The sequence below is a fragment of the Brachybacterium sp. p3-SID1565 genome (assembly GCF_025143785.1).
GTDB lineage: Bacteria > Actinomycetota > Actinomycetes > Actinomycetales > Dermabacteraceae > Brachybacterium > Brachybacterium epidermidis.
This window is the reverse complement of record NZ_JAMBDS010000001.1, coordinates 121,163-138,420: the sequence shown is the minus strand read 5'-3', so window position 1 is coordinate 138,420 and position 17,258 is coordinate 121,163. Positions and strand designations below refer to the sequence as shown.

Below are 17,258 nucleotides of genomic sequence, written 5' to 3'. Positions count from 1 at the left end.
GCCCCCGGTCTCCAGCACACTGCGGGTCAGAACCAGGTAGCGCAGCGCCGCCAGAGTCAGCGGCGCACCGGTGGCGGCGGCCTGCCCGTCGGGGTCGAAGGGGACCGGGGCGCCGTCGGCAAGGGCATGGCGCTGCTGGTCCTGGATCGCGCGGGCGCTGGCATCCAGGCGCCGTGACAGGGAGAGGATCTCCGGGACGGGCCCGGTGATGCGGACGGTGGCGGTGCCGTCATCGACAGGGGAGCCCTCCAGAGCGACCTCGCGCTGATCCTCCGGCCGCGGGGTGGTCTCACCTGCCTGGTGGAGCCAGGCCACCAGGACACGCAGTTCACGACGGAACCGCTGGACGGGGATCGAGGCCAGATCCCAGGCCGAAACCCGCTGATCCACCTCCGCCAGCTGGGCGGGAGTGAACTCCCGGGTGGTGCGGAGGATCCGCTGGTGCCACTCCACCGGCAGGTCCCCGACCTCGAGCCGGGCGAACAGGGCCGGCAGATGATGCACAGCAGTGTGTGCCTGGCGGATCAAGGTCGAAGCGTGGCTGGTGGTGGTGCGCAGGGCGACCGCGGCCACCACAGCGGATTCGGCCCGGTCATCGGCTGCTTCCTCGTCGTTCGCGGGCGCGATCCACAAGGGCGCCAGCTCCCGCAGCATCCGGGCATGCTCACGGGACTGCTCACGCTGCAGGCCCAGCAACCTGACCGCGGCATCTGCCTCTACTGTGCCCGGCACCGCACCGCCCCGCTCAGCCACGCTCTGCGGGGTCAGGGGGTGACGGGCCCGGACCTGGTCCGCGGGCGGGGCCGGGGGCTTGGGGGAGGTGATCGGGGCGTAGCGGGGGCGCGGGGCGCGTGGGGGCTCCTCGATCAACTCCCCGTTCTCGAACCGGAACGATGGTGTCGCGCGTCAGACTTAGTGGCAGGGCCGTTATGTAGGTCCTGAAGGAGAGTCAGACATGGGTAGACCACCCTCGATTCCGGCGGAGAAGAAGACCCGGATAGTGCTGAGCGTGCTGGCCGGCGAGATGTCCATCGCCGAAGCGGCACGCAAGGAGAAAGTCAGTGAGCAGTCCATCGGACGGTGGAAGGCCGAGTTCCTGGAAGCCGGCAAGACCGCCCTGGTGGCCGGCAGGTCCGGACCATCCTCCCGAGAGGAACAGCTGGAGGCCGAGGTCGCCGAGCTGACCCAGGCCTTGGGCGAGGCACACCTGGAAGCCAGGGTGTGGAAGAAGTCCGCGGAGGGCCGGCTGGGCCCTTCGAGGACCTCGAGGTGATCCGCGTGGAAGCGGGCATGTCGACCGCGAGGTTCTGCCAGCTCTTCGACATGCCCGAGCGGACCTGGCGCCGCTGGCAGGCCAAGGCCCGCACCGGGACGGCGGTGAAGGGACCGTGGCCGCAACCGGCACGGCAGGCCGCCAGGGAACTGGTGGTCAAGCACGCGTTGGCCCATCCGGCGTGGGGGCATCGGAAGATCTGGGCGATGGTCCGCCACGACGGGCATGTGGTTTCCGAGGCGACCGTGCTGCGAATCCTGCGCGACGAGGGGCTGATTCTGCCCGCGCAGTACCAACGGGAGCGACGGAAGCTGGCCGAGCGGCGCAAGGCCGCGTTCGCCACCGAGCCGACCGGTCCGAACCAAGTCTGGCAGCTGGACTTCAGCGAGTTCGAGACCACCACCGGAGGGACCTGGCGGCTGGCCGGGTGCCGGGACTACTGGTCCAAGTACGAGCACCCCTTCCACGTTTCGCCCACCGGGAACCAGCACGACGCGATCGACGCGATCGAGTTGGCCCTGGCCGACTACGAGGCCATGTTCGGTCACCCGCTGGTCGAGGCCTGCCCGGTCGATCCCGAGACCGGTGAGCTGTTGCCCGTGGTGACCATCGTGACGGACAACGGCGGGCCGTTCCGGTCCTTCCGCTTCGAGTCCTTCATCGCCGCCCACCCCGAGCTACACCACGTGCGCACCCGAGTGAAGACCCCGGGGCAGAACGGGTCCCGTGAACGCGGCTTCGGCACGCTGAAGTACGAACGGCTCTACCTGGACGAGATCGACGACGCGATCGTGCTCGCCGAGCGGGCCGAGGACTACCGGATCGAGTACAACGAGCTCCGGCCCCACGAGGCCATCTCATGGAACCGGCCCAAGGAGGTGCACCTGGGCCTGGCCGACCCCACCACCCCGACATTCAAAACCAAGGAAATCCTGCCAACTACTTGACGCGGGACAATGGCACCACACCCACCCCCTTTCTCTCCTGGCATCTCGTGGGTCCTGCTACTGGCTTCGATCGGCCGGTGACCTGGCCTTTTGGTCTGGCACCTACTCTATGGACCCCTACTGACAAACCAAGCCCGGGCCCCCGCAATGGGGACAACCACCCCCCGGGGAGGAACCGCGACGACGCCCTGAGGGGGAGCTTCGCTGAGTCCTGGGGACGAGCGCCGATGACGCCACGAGGGGGACCTCGAGCTCAGCCACCCACCGATCGCCGCAGACGAGGTCTCGGCAGTCACGTCGCGCGCCGGCGCCGGCGCCGGCGGACACGGCGAACGAGCTCCGGGCCGGGCGCGCCTCAGAGCTCCGCCTCGGCTCCCATCACCACCGTCCTCGCCGGCGGCAGATGGAGCACCTGGGTGCGGTTGGCCGAGAGCTTCTCCAAGGATCTGAACAGGGACTTCTGCCACCGAGGCATGCATCCGTCGGAACCGGGCTCGATGCGGAACACCGAGAGCATGTACATCGCGGCATCCGGGTCCACGTCGAGCTCAGGGCCCTTGCCGGCCGCAAGGCGCAGTGCCTGGGGGACGTCCTGCGAGTCGTTGAACCCCACGCGGTACAGGACGTGGACGATCCCGTCGTGCGGATCGCCGAGGTCCGAGATACTCACACGGGCGTCGTGCGGCACATGGGGCACCCCGATGTTCTTCACCGTGATGATCACGACCTGTTCGTGCAGCGCATGGTTGAACTCGACGTTCGACCGCAGCGCGAGAGGAACGGTGGCGGGGTCTCCGTGCGGGTAGACCGCCAAACCGGGGACGCGACGTACGCCGTCCGTCCGCACACGGGCGACGAAGTCCTGGATCGGGCCCTCCATGTCGCTGCGACGGCCGAACATGATGCGCGAGCCCCTGCGCCAGGTGAGCATCACCAGCACGCAGATCGTTGCGACGACCAGGGGAAGCCATCCTCCGGATGCGATCTTCGCAAGATTGGCGGCGAACAGGAGCAGTTCCAGCCCTCCCACGGTGATGGCCACGGCCACCACCCGCCACAGGGGCCACGCCCAGACGCGAAGGGCGAGCAGCAGGAAGAGGGACAGCTCGAGCAGCAGGGTGCCGGTGACCGACAGACCGTACGCGGAGGCGAGTGCTTCCGAGGAGCGGAACACGAGCACCAGCGTCAGCACGCCCAGGAACAGGATCAGGTTCACCACGGGCACGTAGATCTGTCCCCCATGCAGGGCAGAGGTCTGCATGACCCTGAGACGGGGCAGCAGGGACGCCCTGGTGGCCTGGCGCGAGACGGAGAACGCGCCGGATATCACTGCCTGGGAGGCGATCACCGTCGCGCAGGTCGCTAGCACGACCAGGGGTACCCGCGCCCCTTCCGGGGCCATGTGGAAGAACGGGCTGTCGATCGTCGCCGGGTCGGAGAGGATCATGGCGCCCTGTCCGACGTAGTTGATCAGCAGCGCCGGCAGGACCAGGCCGAACCATGCCAGGGCGATGGGCCGACGCCCGAAGTGGCCCATGTCCGCATAGAGGGCCTCGGCACCCGTGACCGCGAGGACCACGGCGCCCATCGCGATGAACGCGACGACGGGCCTGTCCACAGCGAAGCCGACCGCATAGGTGGGCGACAGAGCACGAAGCACGGAGGGATTGGCGATGATCTGCGGCGTTCCCATGACGATGAGCACCACGAACCACACGACCATCACCGGGCCGAATGCTCGTCCGATGGCCCCCGTCCCCCAGCGCTGCACCATGAACAGCAGTGCCAGGACGGTCACCGCAGCCGGGACCACCCAGGAGTGCAGCGAGGAGCTGACCACCTCGAGTCCTTCGAAGGCCGAGAGCACCGAGATCGCAGGTGTGATGAGGGAATCGCCGTAGAACAGGGCTGCCCCGATCACGGCCAGCACGAGGGCCAGCGCGGCCTGCCGCGAACCACCCCCGAGCTTGCGACGTATGAGCGCTGCCAGCGAGAGGATGCCGCCCTCCCCCTGGTTTTGGGCGCGCAGGATCAGGCCCACGTAGGTCAGCGACACGATGAGCATCAGGCACCACAGCACCATCGACACCACGCCGAGCACGTCCTGCTCCGTGGGGGCCACCGCGCCGCGGTGCACGCTGAAGACGGTCTGCAGGGCGTACAGGGGGCTGGTGCCTATGTCACCGAACACCACACCGATCGACCCCAGCACCAGGGCCGACATCGGCAGTCGGCGACGCGCCCGGCCGTCCTCCCCCACCAGAGCCTTCCCGTCGTGATCGGTGCGGACGTCAGGGCCCACCGGCAGGGGCGGAAGCCCGAGCTCCGTGAGCGGCGGGTGCTGCGGGGGCGCGGCCGTCGGCTCCCCGTCGTCGAGGATGGTGGAGGCTGTCTCCGCGTGGGGGGCCGGGCGAGCATCCCAGCCGCTGCCCGATGTGGAAGAGTCCTCGGCGCGGATGCTGTCGACATCCTGACCGCCGGGGCGAGAATCCGAGTTCGTTCGGCGGGCCGTCTCGCCGGGCCCGTCACCGCGAGGGGTGATCACGAGCGAGAATCATGCCACGTGCGCAGGCGCTGTCCAGGCCCCGGGGGCGACTGTCTCCGAGCCCACACCAGCAGGGCGTACCGTAGGACTCCCAACAGCGCAGCCCAGGAGCGAACCACCATGCCGTTCACCGTCAAGGCACTGCAGAAGACCGGCCCTGACCAGCCGTTCCGCGTCACCGAGATCGAGCGGCGCGACCCGCGCCCCAACGATGTGGTGATCGCCATCAAAGCCGCCGGCATCTGCCACAGCGACATCCACACCATCCGCAACGAGTGGGGCGAGGCACCCTTCCCGCTGTGCGTGGGCCATGAGATCGCGGGCGTCGTCGAGGCTGTCGGCGACGGCGTCACCCGCCACCAGGTGGGGGACCGCGTGGGGGTGGGCTGCCTGGTCGACTCCTGCGGTGAGTGCGAGCAGTGCGCCATCGACCAGGAGCAGAGCTGCCTGAACGGCTCTGTGGGCACCTACGGCGCGAAGGACGTCGACGGCACCATCACCCAGGGTGGGTACAGCCAGAAGGTGGTGGTCGACGAGCGCTTCGTGCTGAGCATCCCCGACTCCCTGGGCTTCGACGTGGCCGCGCCGCTGCTGTGCGCCGGCATCACCACGTACTCGCCCCTTGCCCGCTGGGGCGCCGGCGAGCAGGTCGCCACCGAGGACGGCGAGCGCGCCAAGCGCGTGGCCGTGCTGGGCCTGGGCGGGCTGGGCCACATGGGCGTGCAGATCGCCGCCAAGATGGGGGCCGAGGTCACCGTGCTCTCGCGCAGCCTGAAGAAGGAGCAGCTGGCCATCGACCTGGGCGCCACGCGCATGCTGGCCACCACCGAGGACGACTTCTTCCGCAAGCACCGCGGTGAGTTCGACCTGATCCTCAACACCATCAGTGCCGACATCCCCGTGGACAAGTACCTCTCCCTGCTCACCCCGCGCGGGGTGATGGCCGTGGTGGGCCTGCCCCCGCAGAAGCAGCCGGTCGGCTTCGGCGCCCTCATCGGCGGATCGAAGGTGCTGGCCGGGTCCAACATCGGCGGCATCAAGGAGACCCAGGAGATGCTGGACTTCTGCGCCGAGCACGACATCGCCGCCCACATCGAGACCATCGGCGTGACCGAGGTGGACGCGATGTACGACAAGGTTGTCGCCGGCGAGGTGTACTTCCGGGCCGTGATCGACACCGCCACCTTCGAGGACGCCGAGGTGGAGCACAGCGCGTGACCGATCCACGCACCACGCTCCCTCCTCAGCTCGATGCCGATCAGGTGGCGGCCCTGGCCTCCGCCCACCACCACTGGTGGCGATCGGCCACGCCGGCGCCGCGGCCGGAGCACGAGACGGACGATGCCCCGCTGCCTGCCCCGGGTGAGGTGTGCGCTTCTCGGATCGGCAGTGGGGAGTCGTTCATCGCGTGGGGTGTGGTCCGCGGGGGAGATCCCGCGCTGGAGCTGGTGGTGAAGATCCCCACCCGCCCCGTCGCACAGCTCAGCCCAGCCACCCCCTGGGCGAGGAGCTGCGGGTGCTCGCCACCGCTCCTCCCGGCCTGACCGCCACCCCGATCGGCTCCCACGAGCCGACCATCGATGAGCCGCTGGCCTTCGTCGTCACCACCCGGGTGCCCGGGCGACGTGTTCCCGCCGCGCAGTGGGGGAGCGACCTGGTCGCGGCACTCACCCGGCAACTGGCACGCCTGCACGTGCACGGCGGCACGGACGCCGCGTCGAAGGTCGCGATCACGGACCCCATGGCGAGCGCGCAGCAGGCGATGGAGTGGTGGCGCACCAACGAACCCGAGGCAGCCCGCACCCTCGACGGTCTCTGGCCGCTGGTCCTGCAGCGCCTCGAGTCGACCCGGCCCTCCTTCGAGCTCGCCGAGCAGCTGCTGGTCCACGGTGATGCGAGCGCCGCCAACGTGCTGGTCGACGAGCAGGGAGTGCCTCGGCTGGTGGACTGGGAGTGGAGCCATCGCGGCGACCCGGCACGGGACCTGGCCTTCATCGGCGGTCAGATCCATGCCGATCCCTGGTTCGCGCAGCTCGATGCGCAGCAGATCCAGGAACAGGTCGGCGTGTACCTCGAGGCGCGTGCGCAGCTCGGCGCTCCCGTGGCAGGGAGCGGGACGGAAGGCGCAGCCCGGGTGCAGAACGCGATGCTGCAGCGGCGTGACGCGCACCTGCTGCACGAGGTGTTCTTCTCCTCGGCCCACTTCGCGATGGTCGCCGCGCGGGGCGGGGCCGAGGCGGACTTCTACGCCCGAACCAGCGCGTCGGTGCAGCAGCAGATCCGCGACTGGCTCAGCTGAGCTCGCGGTCCGTCATGCGCGGCCCGGCAGGCACGCCGCGATGTGCACGGCCGGACGGTCGTCGACGGGCCAGCGGATCCGCCCGCCGTGAACAGTCGACGGCCCCCGTCCGGGGGGGCGGGGGGCCTTCGAGCGGTACGGGGTGCGAGCCCCGCCGAGAACTCAGGCGCCGAGCTTCTGCACCTTGCCGGCCTTGAGGCACGAGGTGCAGACGTTCAGGCGCTTGCTGGTGCCGTTGATCAGGGTGCGCACACTCTGGATGTTCGGGTTCCAGCGGCGCGAGGTGCGGCGGTGCGAGTGGGACACGCTCTTGCCGAAGCTCGGGCCCTTGGCGCAGATGTCACACGTGGAAGCCACTGTCAGTCTCCTGAGGAATAGAAATCTGTTCGGGTGCCCCCGCCGCCGTGTCCGCTCACCGGCCGCTGGCACGGGAGCTTCGCTCGGAAGCAGTGACCTGAGATCGTGAGCGCACGAGGCACCCGTGAGGTCAGGGCAACCTGGGAAGTGTATCCCACCCGGTGACCCCAGTTGAAGGGGAGGGGCGGCGCACCGGGCTGTGGATTCCGACACAAGGTGCCGCCGAGGTGGCACGATGGTCGGGTTCGTGGGTCCATCCTCCCACGTCTCCCCGTCCAGGAGGAACCCGATGAGCAGCAAGCGGAAGCTTCCCGAGCTCTCGCCCCTGCTCACCTCGTTCCTGACGGACAAGGAGGCCAAGGCGATGAGGACGCTGGGCCTCACCGACCTGGACACGATGCTGCGCCAGGCACCCCGCCGCTACGTCACCCCCGCTCCGCTGGAGCAGCTGCGGGATCTGCACGTGGGCATGCACGTCAGCGCCGAGGTGCGGGTGGTCTCGGTGAAGGACCGCCGCATGCGCAGCCGCAAGGGGCACATCCTCGAGGCCCGCGTCACCGACGAGACCGACGAGATCACCCTGACCTTCTTCCTCACCAACCCCGGGCTGGTCTCCTGGCATCGACGCACCCTGGTGCCCGGGAACCTGATCCTGTTGTGGGGCACCGTGGGGTGGGACAAGGTCGCCGAGCGCCCCCAGCTCAGCCACCCGCAGTACGAGGCGTTCGAGGACACCGAGGCCGGCCGGATCCGTGCACGGCGCCCCCGGCCCGTGTACCCCCTCAAGCAGAACATCCCCCTGAACACCGTGCGGGGCGCGATGGTCAAGGCCCTGAACCACGTGGAGAAGCTCGAGCAGCCCGTGCCCCGGGAGCTGCTGGACCGTCGCGGCATCGACCGCCTGCCGGAGGCCATGCGCCTGCTGCACCAGCCGCTCACCTGGGAGGACGTGGACCGCGGCAAGCGCCACCTGGTGTTCGAGGAAGCTTTCGTGCTGCAGACGATCTTCGCGCAGCGCCGCGTGGCCGACGCCCGCACCCCCGCCCCCGCACTGCGGGCCGACGGGCCCCTCCAGCCCGCCTTCGAGGAGCGGCTGCCCTTCGCACTGACCGAGGGGCAGCAGTACGTGGGGGCGGAGATCGCCGAGCGGCTCGAGCGGGACCATCCCACCAGCGTGCTGCTCCAGGGCGACGTGGGATCCGGCAAGACGGTGATCGCGCTGCGCGCCATGCTGCGCGCCGTGGACTCCGGCCACCAGGCCGCGCTGCTGGCCCCGACCGAGGTGCTGGCCGAGCAGCACCACCGCACCATCACCGAGCTGATGGGGGACCTGGCCCGAGCCGGTCAGCTGGATGCGCACCCCGATGCCACCGCCGTGCGACTGCTCACCGGGTCCCAGCGCACCGCGCAGCGCCGCCGCACCCTGCTGGACGTCACCTCCGGTGAGGCAGGCATCGTGATCGGCACCCATGCGCTGCTCACCGAAGGGGTGGACTTCGCCTCCCTGGGCCTGGTGGTGATCGACGAGCAGCACCGCTTCGGGGTGGACCACCGCCGGCGACTGCGCACCAAGGGACCCGGCGGCATCAGCCCTCACATGATGGTCATGACCGCCACCCCGATCCCGCGGACCGCCGCCCTGGCCACCGTGGGCGACCTCGACGTGATCACCCTGCGGGACAGCCCCGGCATGCGCGCCGGGGTGGAGAGCTTCGTGGTGCACGAGGATCATCCGGCGTGGGAGCAGCGCATGTGGCAGCGCGCCGGGGAGGAGATCGCGGCCGGCCGCCAGGTGTTCGTCGTCTGCGCGCGCATCGACGAGACCGGCACGGAGGGCGACGGCGCCGACAGCCCCGCCGCCGCAGTCGGCGCTCGGGCGGCACAGCAGCGCCAACCGGTGCTCGACCCGGAGACCCTCGGGTCCACCCAGCAGCAGCCCGCCCTGCCCGCCCGCGGGGTCACCGAGACCGCCGAACGGCTGCGCACGCGGTCCGAGCTCGCCGGGGCGCGCATCGCAGTGCTCCACGGCCGGCTCAGCACCGAGGAGAAGCAGGCGGTGATGGAGAGGGTGGTCGCCGGCGAGGTGGACGTGCTGGTGGCCACCACCGTGATCGAGGTGGGGGTGGACGTCCCCAACGCCTCGGCGATGATCGTGCTGGACGCCGAGCGCTTCGGCGTCTCCCAGCTGCACCAGCTGCGCGGTCGCGTGGGCCGCGGTGCCCACCCGGGCATCGCCTTCCTCGACACCCGCGCCGCACCCGGCTCGGAGACCTCCCGGCGGCTCGAGCAGATCGCGGGCGCGGCCGACGGCTTCGCCCTGGCCGAACTGGACCTTCAGCACCGCGGGGCCGGGGACCTGGTGGGCGATGAGCAGTCCGGGCTGGGGCGTACCCTGCGGTACCTGGACGTGCTGCGGGACGTGGACGCGATCGAGCGTGCGCGCAAGGACGCCCTGGCCGTGGTGGGCGTGGACCCGGACCTGCTCACTCACCCCGACCTGGTGGCCGCCATCGAACGACGGCTGCGGGATGCCGACCCCGAGGTGGAGAGGAGCTGAGATGCCACGCATCATCGCGGGCGAGCTGGGAGGCCGCCCCATCCCCGGCAGCGCCGGCAAGGGAACTCGCCCCACCACCGACCGGGTGCGGGAGGCGCTGTTCTCCCGCCTGGCCGGCTGGGACGCGATCGACGGGGCGCGCGTGCTCGACCTGTACGCCGGCACCGGGGCGCTGGCCTTCGAGGCGCTGTCCCGTGGGGCGCGCAGCGCACTGCTGGTGGAGACGCACGGTGCGAGCGCCCAGCAGCTGCGTCGCTCCGCGAAGGCGCTCGGGCTCGGGGACCGCACCGAGGTGAGGGCAGCACGGGCAGAGACAGTGGTCGATGGCCTCGCCGCCGCACGAGTCGATAGCGATGATGCGCCTACTGGACGGGCGGGGACCGATGCCGGTACCGGCTGGGGCCTGGTCTTCATCGACCCGCCCTACGAGGTCAGCACCGAGGCTGTCGAGTCGCTGCTGGTCACTCTGCTGCCGGCGCTGGCCCCCGAGGCGGTAGTGGTGGTGGAGCGGTCCTCGCGCACCAGGCCGATCTCCTGGCCCGATGGCTACGTCGACGACGGCACCAAGAGCTACGGCGAGACGGCGCTGCAGTACGGCGGGCCGGCCTGAGGCGGGCGGCACAGCCCGTGGTGCGCAGAGGCCAGGGCCACTCACTCGCGCAGCAGGTCCCGCACGTCCTCGGCGCTCAGCACGTTCTGGAAGGCGGCGTCACCGTCGGTGAGCGAGCTGAACAGGGCTGATTTGCGCTGCTGCAGCGCCACCACCTTCTCCTCGATCGTGCCCTCGGCGACCATCCGGTACACCATCACGCTGCGCTGCTGGCCGATGCGGTGGGCGCGGTCCACGGCCTGGGCCTCCGCCGCCGGGTTCCACCAGGGGTCCAGCAGGAACACGTAGTCGGCCTCGGTGAGGGTGAGGCCGAACCCGCCGGCCTTGAGGCTGATCAGGAACACCGGCAGCTCGCCCTCGCGGAACGAGGCGATGGCCCCGGCGCGGTCGTCGGTGGAGCCGTCGAGGTAGGAGAACGGCACCTGCTGCTGCTCCAGCCGTTCGGCGACCCGGGTCAGGAACGAGGTGAACTGGCTGAAGACGATCACTCGGTGCCCTTCGGCGAGCACCTCCTCCAGCTTGCCCATCAGCGCCTCGAGCTTCGAGGAGGGCACCGCGGCGTGCTCCTGGTCCACGATCGCAGGATCCAATGCCAGCATCCGCAGCAGCGTGAGGGAGCGGAAGACGATGAAGCGGTTGCGGTCCAGGTCCTCCACCAGGCCCAGCAGCTTCTGCCGCTCCCGCTGCAGCACCTGCTCGTAGAGCCGGCGGTGCTGGGGCTCCAGCGGGACCCGCACCACCTGCTCCTGCTTCTCCGGGAGGTCCGTGGCCACCACGTCCTTGGTGCGGCGCAGCACGAAGGGCCGGATCCGACGGCGCAGCCGGGCCATGCGCTGATCGGCCCTGGCGCGGGAGTCCTGGGAGCCGTCGTGCTTCTCGATGGGCTTGACGTACTCCTCGCGGAAGCGCGGCATCGACGGGAACAGGCCGGGAGCGGTCAGCGACAGCAGAGACCACAGGTCCGTCAGCGAGTTCTCCATCGGCGTGCCGGTAATCGCCAGCCGGAACGGTGCCCGCACCTCGGCCGCCGCCCGGTGCGCCTTCGCGGTGCGGTTCTTCACGAACTGGGCCTCGTCCAGCACCAGGCCCTGCCAGTCCAGGGCCGTGTACTCCTCCTGGTCCAGGCGCAGCAGCGCGTAGCTTGTGACCACCACGTCGGCTCCGTCGATCGCGCTGGCAAGGGGAGTGCCGCGCTTGGCCGAGGTGGTGGCCAGCACCCGCAGGTCCAGGGAGGGAGCGAAGCGGGCTGCCTCGGACTCCCACACCGACAGCACCGAGGACGGCGCCACGACCAGGAAGGGCCGGCCGGCCGTGTCGGCCCCGGGCGGGGTCCCAGCGCCGGCCTCGCGGGCGTGGAGGATCAGCGCGAGGGTCTGCAGCGTCTTGCCCAGGCCCATGTCGTCGGCGAGGATCCCGCCGAGGCCGTGCTGGTGCAGGAAGGCGAGCCACGCGAAGCCCTCGCGCTGGTACGGCCGCAGGGTGGCCTGCAGCCCGGAGGGAGGGGCGGGGGAGGGGATCTCCTGCAGGTCGGACAGTGCGCCCACGCTGCGCCGCCAGGAAACGGCGGTGGTGGACTCGTCGGCGAGATCCTCGAAGTCCTCCCAGAAGGTGACCTGGTGGCGGCCGATGCCGGGGGCTCCCGGCTCCCACTCCGGCATGGCCTCCGCCTCCGCCAGCAGCTCGCGCAGCCTGTCGAAGGTGGGGTGGTCCAATCTGGCGTAGGTCTTGTCCGGCAGCAGCACGGACTTCTTGCCCTGGGACAGGGCGGTGAAGATCGCGGTGAACGGCACCTGGTGCTCGCCGATGGTGATCTCGAATCCGAGGTCGAACCAGTCGGTGCGGTCCGAGCGCGCGTTCTCCACCTGGGTGATGCGCAGGTGCGGTGTCCCGGTGAGCTCCTGGTACCCGGGGCGCGTGCCGTGCTCGATCACGTCCACATCGGCCAGGGACGCCAGCCGGGGCAGCAGGTGCTCCACGAACGCCGCGCTCTCCACCTCGTGCAGCGTGGCCTCCTCGGCGTCGAAGGCCCGGGGCCACAGCGCCACCACTTCCGCCAGCACCCGCTCCTCGTGGTCCACGTCGCGGCCGATGGCAGAGCGGGTGATGCCATGCACGTGTCGCAGCGGCAGGGTGCGCAGGGGCGCCCGGTACTGCCACCGCCACACCAGCTCGGTAAAATCCCCGCGGCGGTGGTGCACGGTCAGCTGCAGCCGCGGCGCCGGCGGCTCGGGGAAGGTGACCGAGCTATCCAGGCTGTGGAGCGCCACCACGGCCCGCAGCTGCGGCGTGTAGTCCTCCAGGAAATCCCGAACCTCCGCCGCGGGAACAGTGACCGAGTCACGAGAGCGGAACAGGCTGCGCAGGGCCTCGGGAACGGGCTCGGCCGCCATTGCCAGCTGCAGGCGCACCGCAGGCGCGCTGCCGGTGGTGCTGTCGTCCAGCTGCACCGCGATGAATCCGCCGGCACCGGCGGGCCGCAGATCGGTGCGGGGCTCACCCGCGGAGGAGAGGGTGAGCGTGCTCAGCTCCAGTCCTTCGGCCGCGCGCTCCACGTTCAGTGCGGCGGTGACCGGCTCGATCCACTCCACGCTCTCCAGCACGCCTTGCCCCACCATCTCGATGCCGAGGCGGCGGGCCTCCTCCAGCAGGCTCCACGCCTCGGCGCTGCGGAAGGAGTCCAGGCGCAGCAGCTCCCCCGGATCGATGCCGTAGACATTCTCGGCCATGTGCAGCCGCACCAGGCGGGCCACCAGGTCGGCGTGATCCTCGCGGATTCCCAGCACTGGGCTGCTGTACTGGAACTTCTTCCATGTTAGCCCGCCCTTGATCCAGTTCTCCCGGCTGCCGCGGCGCAGCACCCGCAGGCTCGCGAACACCGCGGCGCCTTCGCGGATCGCTTCGGCCGACGCAGGCTGGGCACCGAAGCGGGAGAAGCCGAAGCCGCCGAACTCGGTGCGCAGCTCCACCCCGAGGGCGAGCGGCGCTGCGGCATCGGCGGCGGTGTCGTGCACCAGTGGGTTCAGCAGCTGCTTCCACGTGGGTGGCACCGGGGCGGGACGAGTGTGGTGGGCCTGCGCAGGAGCGTTCGAGCCGGCGCGGGGAGGCGATGTGGCCAGGCGCTCCCGCATCGCCTGGGTGGTGGCCGTGTACAGTAGGGCGGCGGCGTGCTTGCAGTCCTGGCTGACCGGGCAGGTGCAGGTGGCGCGGTAGGGCTCCCAGGCGTCGACCCCGAGGCTGCGCACATGGGTGCCGACCTTGAGATCCACGACGGTGGTGTACGGGCGGGGCTCCGTGCCGTGCACAGTGCCGATCAGGGTGCCGCGGTCCCCGCCGGCATCCGGGTGCTCCCACTCCACGATGGAGGCCGCGCCCGAGCGGGCGTAGGCCTTCCCGCGCTGTGCACTCGCCGCCCCTACCAGCTGAATGATCGACTGCTCGCTGATGTAGGGGGTCGCGAGCCGTTCGGTCATGCGTTCATGGTGCCACCTGGGGGTGACTCTTGCGTTGCGCCGGGTCCCAGCGACATGGCGGAGTCGGACCTCAGTGGGTGACGGGGCGCTTGGTCGACAACCGCTCGACGAGCTTGACCGGAACTGTCACAGCGGACCGGTAGCCATCGGAGATCTCTCGTTGCAGAACGGATACCAACTCGGTGCTGATCTGATCGAAGGGCTGATGGATCGTCGTCAGTGGTACGTCGGCCCCGGTCGCGAACGCCGAATCGTCGAAGCCTCCGACGATGAGCGAGTCAGGAACGGGGCGACCAAGATCCCGCGCAGCGTCGAGCACCCCCGCAGCCATCGCATCGCTACCAGCGAAGATGGCATCGATGTGCGGGGAGGCAGTAAGAGCTTCGGTTCCTAGCCGGCGCCCGGAGCTGCGCGTGTACTCACCGTGCAGAACCGTGACGATCTCCGACTGTCCGCTCTCATCGATGATCCTCTGGAAGGCGTCACGCCGGAGGCTCCCGCCGGGCGAGTCCTCTGGGCCGGCGATGACCCCTACGTGGGTGGCGCCCTGTTCGAGCAGATGGTGCGCCATCAGGGTCGCTCCCTGTGCTTCATCAGCGGCGACGTAGGAGACGCGTGTCTCCAAGGAGCGAGGGAACCCGCAGTTGACCAGGGGGACCCGCGTGTCCAGTACCCGCTCGAGCAGGTGATGCCGAGGATGAACCGAGATCGTCACGGCGCCGTCCACGCCGCTGGTTCGCAGGAACTTCTCCACTCGCCGCACGTTCTCGGCATCGCCGGCGAGCAGCATCACCATCGACATGTCCACAGCCGAGAGTGCATCGCTGACACCGGCGACGAGCGTCTCGAAGTTCGGGTCGTCGAAGAACTTCGCGGGACGTTCGTCGATGAGGAACGCGACCGTCCCGCTGCGCCCGGTGCGCAGCTGGCGAGCGGTGGTGTTGGCGACGTACCCGGTCTCCTCGATTGCTCGACGAACCGACTCGGAGGAAGCAGGGGAGACCCAATGCCCGCCGTTGAGGTAGCGCGAGACGGTTCCTGTCGACACACCTGCTCGCCTAGCGACCTCCGCGATCGTAGGACGTTTCACGCTCGCTCACCCCTTCGTCGCTCCTGCTGCCAGGTCCACCTGCCAGTATCGCTGCAGCACGAAAAACAGAGCAATCAAGGGCAGGTCACCGACTGACCGGCCAGTTCGGCCACAGGGAGGCGCTGCTGGACCGGCGTCAGCGCTCCGAGGCCAGCACGCCGTACACCAGGGTGCTGGTCCACTCACCCTTCATCCACCAGTTCTGGCGGAGGTGTGCCTCGCGCTGCATGCCCAGCCGCTCGCACAGCTGTGCGGAGGCGCTGTTGCGGGCATCCATCTGGGCCTCGATCCGGTGCAGGTTGTGGTGGGTGAAAGCGGCGTCGATCAGCGCGGTGGCGGCCTCGGTGGCGTAGCCCTTCCCCGCCGCCTGCGCGGAGAACACCCAGCCGATCTCGGCCTTGCGCCCGGTGGAGTCATTCAGCCAGATCGCGAGGTCCCCGATCACCTGGCCCTGGTGCTCGACCACCAGGGCCAGGGACCGCGCGTCGCTGCGCAGGCCGGTGCGCACGAGGCGCCGTTCGACCTCCTGGCGCGCATACTCCTCGACCCACGGCTCGTCCAGCAGGTAGCGGGCCACAGCAGGGTCCGAGTAGTAGGCCAGCAGCGCATCGACATCGTCCGGCAGGTAGGTGCGCAGGCAGAGACGGTCGGTCGTCAGGGGGAGGGGGATCGGCATGGACTCACCGTAGAGGATCGGCCACGACCAGCCGGGCGGGGCGTGGAGCGCCTTCCTCCCGATCTCCTGGTGCGGTGCTACTTTCCTGTGACCACAGCCTGTCAGGAGGACTGCCATGAGCCGCGCCGTCGCCGACTCCCACCCCACGGCCTACCGTCGGCCCAGCCGAAAGCTCCAGTGGATGACCGTCGTGGTGGGCTTCCTGCTCTTCGTGCTGCTCCTGGTGGAGACGGCACTGCTGGTGCTCGGATCCACGGCGACCGCGGTGAGCATCTGGAAGCCGCCCGCCGATGCGGACGCCCAGATGATGGCGATGATCGGGAGCGCAGTGGCACTGGTGCTGGGCGGGCTCACGATGCTGCTCGCCGGCGCTTGCATCGGGCGGTACCGGGCGCTTGTCAAGCTCGCCGCGCTGCTGCTGTTCCTCGGAGCCTTCCTGCGGCTGGTGCTGCCGGTCGTCCACTACTCGCTCTCCTCTGCCGGGGTGTACACGAGACTGACGTTCTTCGGTGCCCGGCTCGACGGGCAGCTGGGCGAGATCCTGCTGAACCTGCACTGGTACGCGATGGTGCCCGCTCTCCTGCTCACCCTTCTGGGGCTGCTCGGCCTCGTGCTGATCGCCCCCAAGCGGCTGCCGGTCGCCGAGCAGACCGGCCGCACGGACGACCCTCGCTACCCCCATTCCGCTGAAGCGCCTCGTCCGACCGGCGAGCGCCGTCCCGTCGATGGCACCCGCGCCGAGCAGAGCACCGCACGTGATACGGACCGCCCACAGCCCAGCGACCGCACCCCCGCCGACGGGTCCGGCAGCACCGCCGATCACCGTGACCGCTGATCACGGCACCCACCCAGTCCTGGCGGACCTCGACTGGCCGCTGCGCACCGAGCGCCTCGAGCTGAGGCCCGGCCGCGCAGAGGACGCCGATGCGATCTGGCCCTGGTACGGGCTGCCCGAGGTGCAGCAGTGGACCACCGCCCTGTCCCGCAGCCTCGAGGAGCACCGCGAGCGGTGGTCCGCGAAGCTGCCCTCGTCGGTGGTGGGCCTGCTGGGCAGCCGCATCATCGCGGTGGGCAAGGTGGACCGGCAGGACGCCTGGTCCCAGGCCGACATGGCCGAGCAGGCACGCGGGCAGCAGGCAGAGCTGGGCTGGGTGCTGGACCCGGCGAGCCACGGCCGGGGCTACGGCACCGAGTTCGCGGCCGGGCTGGTCGAGATCGCGTTCAAGGGACTGGGCGTGCGCCGGGTGGAGGGCAACTGCTTCGCCGAGAACCTCGCCTCCCGCCGCATCATGGAGAAGATCGGGATGCGCCTGGAAGGGCACTTCCGTGAGGAATCCCTGCACCGCAGCGGTCGCTGGCTGGACGGCATGAGCTTCGCCCTGTTGGCGAGCGAGTACCGCTCGCCGAGACCGAGCACGTGAGAGCACTAGAGTT

The 17,258-nt window shown here is 70.1% G+C and carries 14 protein-coding genes and 1 pseudogene; 9 read left to right on the top strand and 6 right to left on the bottom strand.

All coding sequences use genetic code 11. From position 1 onward, the window contains the following. A pseudogene (locus M4D54_RS00635) lies at nt 1-870 on the bottom strand (HNH endonuclease); the annotation flags it as partial. A gap of 85 nt (nt 871-955) precedes the next feature. Here M4D54_RS00635 and M4D54_RS00630 point away from each other — a divergent pair. After that, nucleotides 956-1,273: a helix-turn-helix domain-containing protein gene (locus M4D54_RS00630; protein ID WP_010080477.1), complete on the top strand. Its 318-nt coding sequence runs from the start codon at nt 956-958 to the stop codon at nt 1,271-1,273. A 17-nt stretch (nt 1,274-1,290) separates the two neighbouring features. After that, nucleotides 1,291-2,220 carry an IS3 family transposase gene (locus tag M4D54_RS00625; protein ID WP_259889491.1) on the top strand — a complete coding sequence of 310 codons (930 nt, stop codon included), beginning with the start codon at nt 1,291-1,293 and terminating at the stop codon, nt 2,218-2,220. 355 nt (nt 2,221-2,575) lie between these two features. On the opposite strand, the gene M4D54_RS00620 is transcribed toward M4D54_RS00625, so the two are convergent. Continuing rightward, on the bottom strand, nt 2,576-4,765 hold the full coding sequence (locus M4D54_RS00620; RefSeq protein WP_259889488.1) for a potassium transporter Kup: 2,190 nt from the start codon (nt 4,763-4,765) through the stop codon (nt 2,576-2,578). A gap of 120 nt (nt 4,766-4,885) precedes the next feature. Here M4D54_RS00620 and M4D54_RS00615 point away from each other — a divergent pair, with 120 nt between their 5' ends. The 3 genes from M4D54_RS00615 to M4D54_RS00605 are packed head-to-tail and all read left to right on the top strand — an operon-like array spanning nt 4,886 to nt 7,064. After that, nucleotides 4,886-5,983: an NAD(P)-dependent alcohol dehydrogenase gene (locus M4D54_RS00615; RefSeq protein WP_259889485.1), complete on the top strand. Its 1,098-nt coding sequence runs from the start codon at nt 4,886-4,888 to the stop codon at nt 5,981-5,983. Next, complete coding sequence (locus M4D54_RS00610) at nt 5,980-6,309, top strand: hypothetical protein (RefSeq protein WP_259889483.1); 330 nt, start codon at nt 5,980-5,982, stop codon at nt 6,307-6,309. Before M4D54_RS00615 ends, M4D54_RS00610 begins: the two co-directional genes overlap by 4 nt. Next, a complete protein-coding gene (locus tag M4D54_RS00605; protein WP_259889481.1) occupies nt 6,282-7,064 on the top strand; it encodes a phosphotransferase family protein in 783 nt (260 codons plus the stop codon). Before M4D54_RS00610 ends, M4D54_RS00605 begins: the two co-directional genes overlap by 28 nt. Nucleotides 7,065-7,226: 162 nt before the next feature. On the opposite strand, the gene rpmB is transcribed toward M4D54_RS00605, so the two are convergent. Next, nucleotides 7,227-7,421, bottom strand: a complete 195-nt coding sequence (gene rpmB, locus M4D54_RS00600) for a 50S ribosomal protein L28 (RefSeq protein ID WP_017824130.1) — start codon at nt 7,419-7,421, stop codon at nt 7,227-7,229. A 289-nt stretch (nt 7,422-7,710) separates the two neighbouring features. Here rpmB and M4D54_RS00595 point away from each other — a divergent pair, with 289 nt between their 5' ends. Both M4D54_RS00595 and M4D54_RS00590 read left to right on the top strand, forming a co-directional pair. Continuing rightward, nucleotides 7,711-9,978: an ATP-dependent DNA helicase RecG gene (locus M4D54_RS00595; RefSeq protein ID WP_259889479.1), complete on the top strand. Its 2,268-nt coding sequence runs from the start codon at nt 7,711-7,713 to the stop codon at nt 9,976-9,978. A gap of 1 nt (nt 9,979) precedes the next feature. Further along, entirely contained in the window at nt 9,980-10,588 is a 609-nt protein-coding gene (locus M4D54_RS00590; protein ID WP_259889478.1) for an RsmD family RNA methyltransferase, read from the top strand. A 41-nt stretch (nt 10,589-10,629) separates the two neighbouring features. Here the strand turns inward: M4D54_RS00590 and M4D54_RS00585 are convergent, their stop codons facing one another. The 3 genes from M4D54_RS00585 to M4D54_RS00575 all read right to left on the bottom strand — a co-directional run bounded on the left by M4D54_RS00585 (nt 10,630) and on the right by M4D54_RS00575 (nt 15,824). Continuing rightward, on the bottom strand, nt 10,630-14,058 hold the full coding sequence (locus tag M4D54_RS00585) for a DEAD/DEAH box helicase (RefSeq protein WP_259889477.1): 3,429 nt from the start codon (nt 14,056-14,058) through the stop codon (nt 10,630-10,632). A 70-nt stretch (nt 14,059-14,128) separates the two neighbouring features. Next, nucleotides 14,129-15,148, bottom strand: a complete 1,020-nt coding sequence (locus M4D54_RS00580) for a LacI family DNA-binding transcriptional regulator (protein ID WP_259889475.1) — start codon at nt 15,146-15,148, stop codon at nt 14,129-14,131. A 136-nt stretch (nt 15,149-15,284) separates the two neighbouring features. Continuing rightward, complete coding sequence (locus M4D54_RS00575) at nt 15,285-15,824, bottom strand: GNAT family N-acetyltransferase (RefSeq protein WP_259889473.1); 540 nt, start codon at nt 15,822-15,824, stop codon at nt 15,285-15,287. Between the two features lie 115 nt (nt 15,825-15,939). On the opposite strand from M4D54_RS00575, the gene M4D54_RS00570 reads away from it, so the two are divergent. Together M4D54_RS00570 and M4D54_RS00565 are read left to right on the top strand one after the other, a co-directional pair. Continuing rightward, a complete protein-coding gene (locus M4D54_RS00570) occupies nt 15,940-16,659 on the top strand; it encodes a hypothetical protein (RefSeq protein ID WP_259889472.1) in 720 nt (239 codons plus the stop codon). Beyond that, the gene (locus M4D54_RS00565) at nt 16,649-17,245 is read left to right on the top strand and encodes a GNAT family N-acetyltransferase (RefSeq protein WP_259889470.1); all 597 of its coding nucleotides are present in this window, start codon (nt 16,649-16,651) and stop codon (nt 17,243-17,245) included. Before M4D54_RS00570 ends, M4D54_RS00565 begins: the two co-directional genes overlap by 11 nt. Nucleotides 17,246-17,258 lie beyond the last annotated feature (13 nt).

Coding starts and splice junctions, on each gene's coding strand:
- M4D54_RS00630 (WP_010080477.1), top strand. CDS start 956: ATGGGTAGACCACCCTCGATTCCGGCGGAGAAGAAGACCCGGATAGTG.
- M4D54_RS00625 (WP_259889491.1), top strand. CDS start 1,291: ATGTCGACCGCGAGGTTCTGCCAGCTCTTCGACATGCCCGAGCGGACC.
- M4D54_RS00615 (WP_259889485.1), top strand. CDS start 4,886: ATGCCGTTCACCGTCAAGGCACTGCAGAAGACCGGCCCTGACCAGCCG.
- M4D54_RS00595 (WP_259889479.1), top strand. CDS start 7,711: ATGAGCAGCAAGCGGAAGCTTCCCGAGCTCTCGCCCCTGCTCACCTCG.
- M4D54_RS00590 (WP_259889478.1), top strand. CDS start 9,980: ATGCCACGCATCATCGCGGGCGAGCTGGGAGGCCGCCCCATCCCCGGC.
- M4D54_RS00585 (WP_259889477.1), bottom strand. CDS start 14,058: ATGACCGAACGGCTCGCGACCCCCTACATCAGCGAGCAGTCGATCATT.
- M4D54_RS00575 (WP_259889473.1), bottom strand. CDS start 15,824: ATGCCGATCCCCCTCCCCCTGACGACCGACCGTCTCTGCCTGCGCACC.
- M4D54_RS00570 (WP_259889472.1), top strand. CDS start 15,940: ATGAGCCGCGCCGTCGCCGACTCCCACCCCACGGCCTACCGTCGGCCC.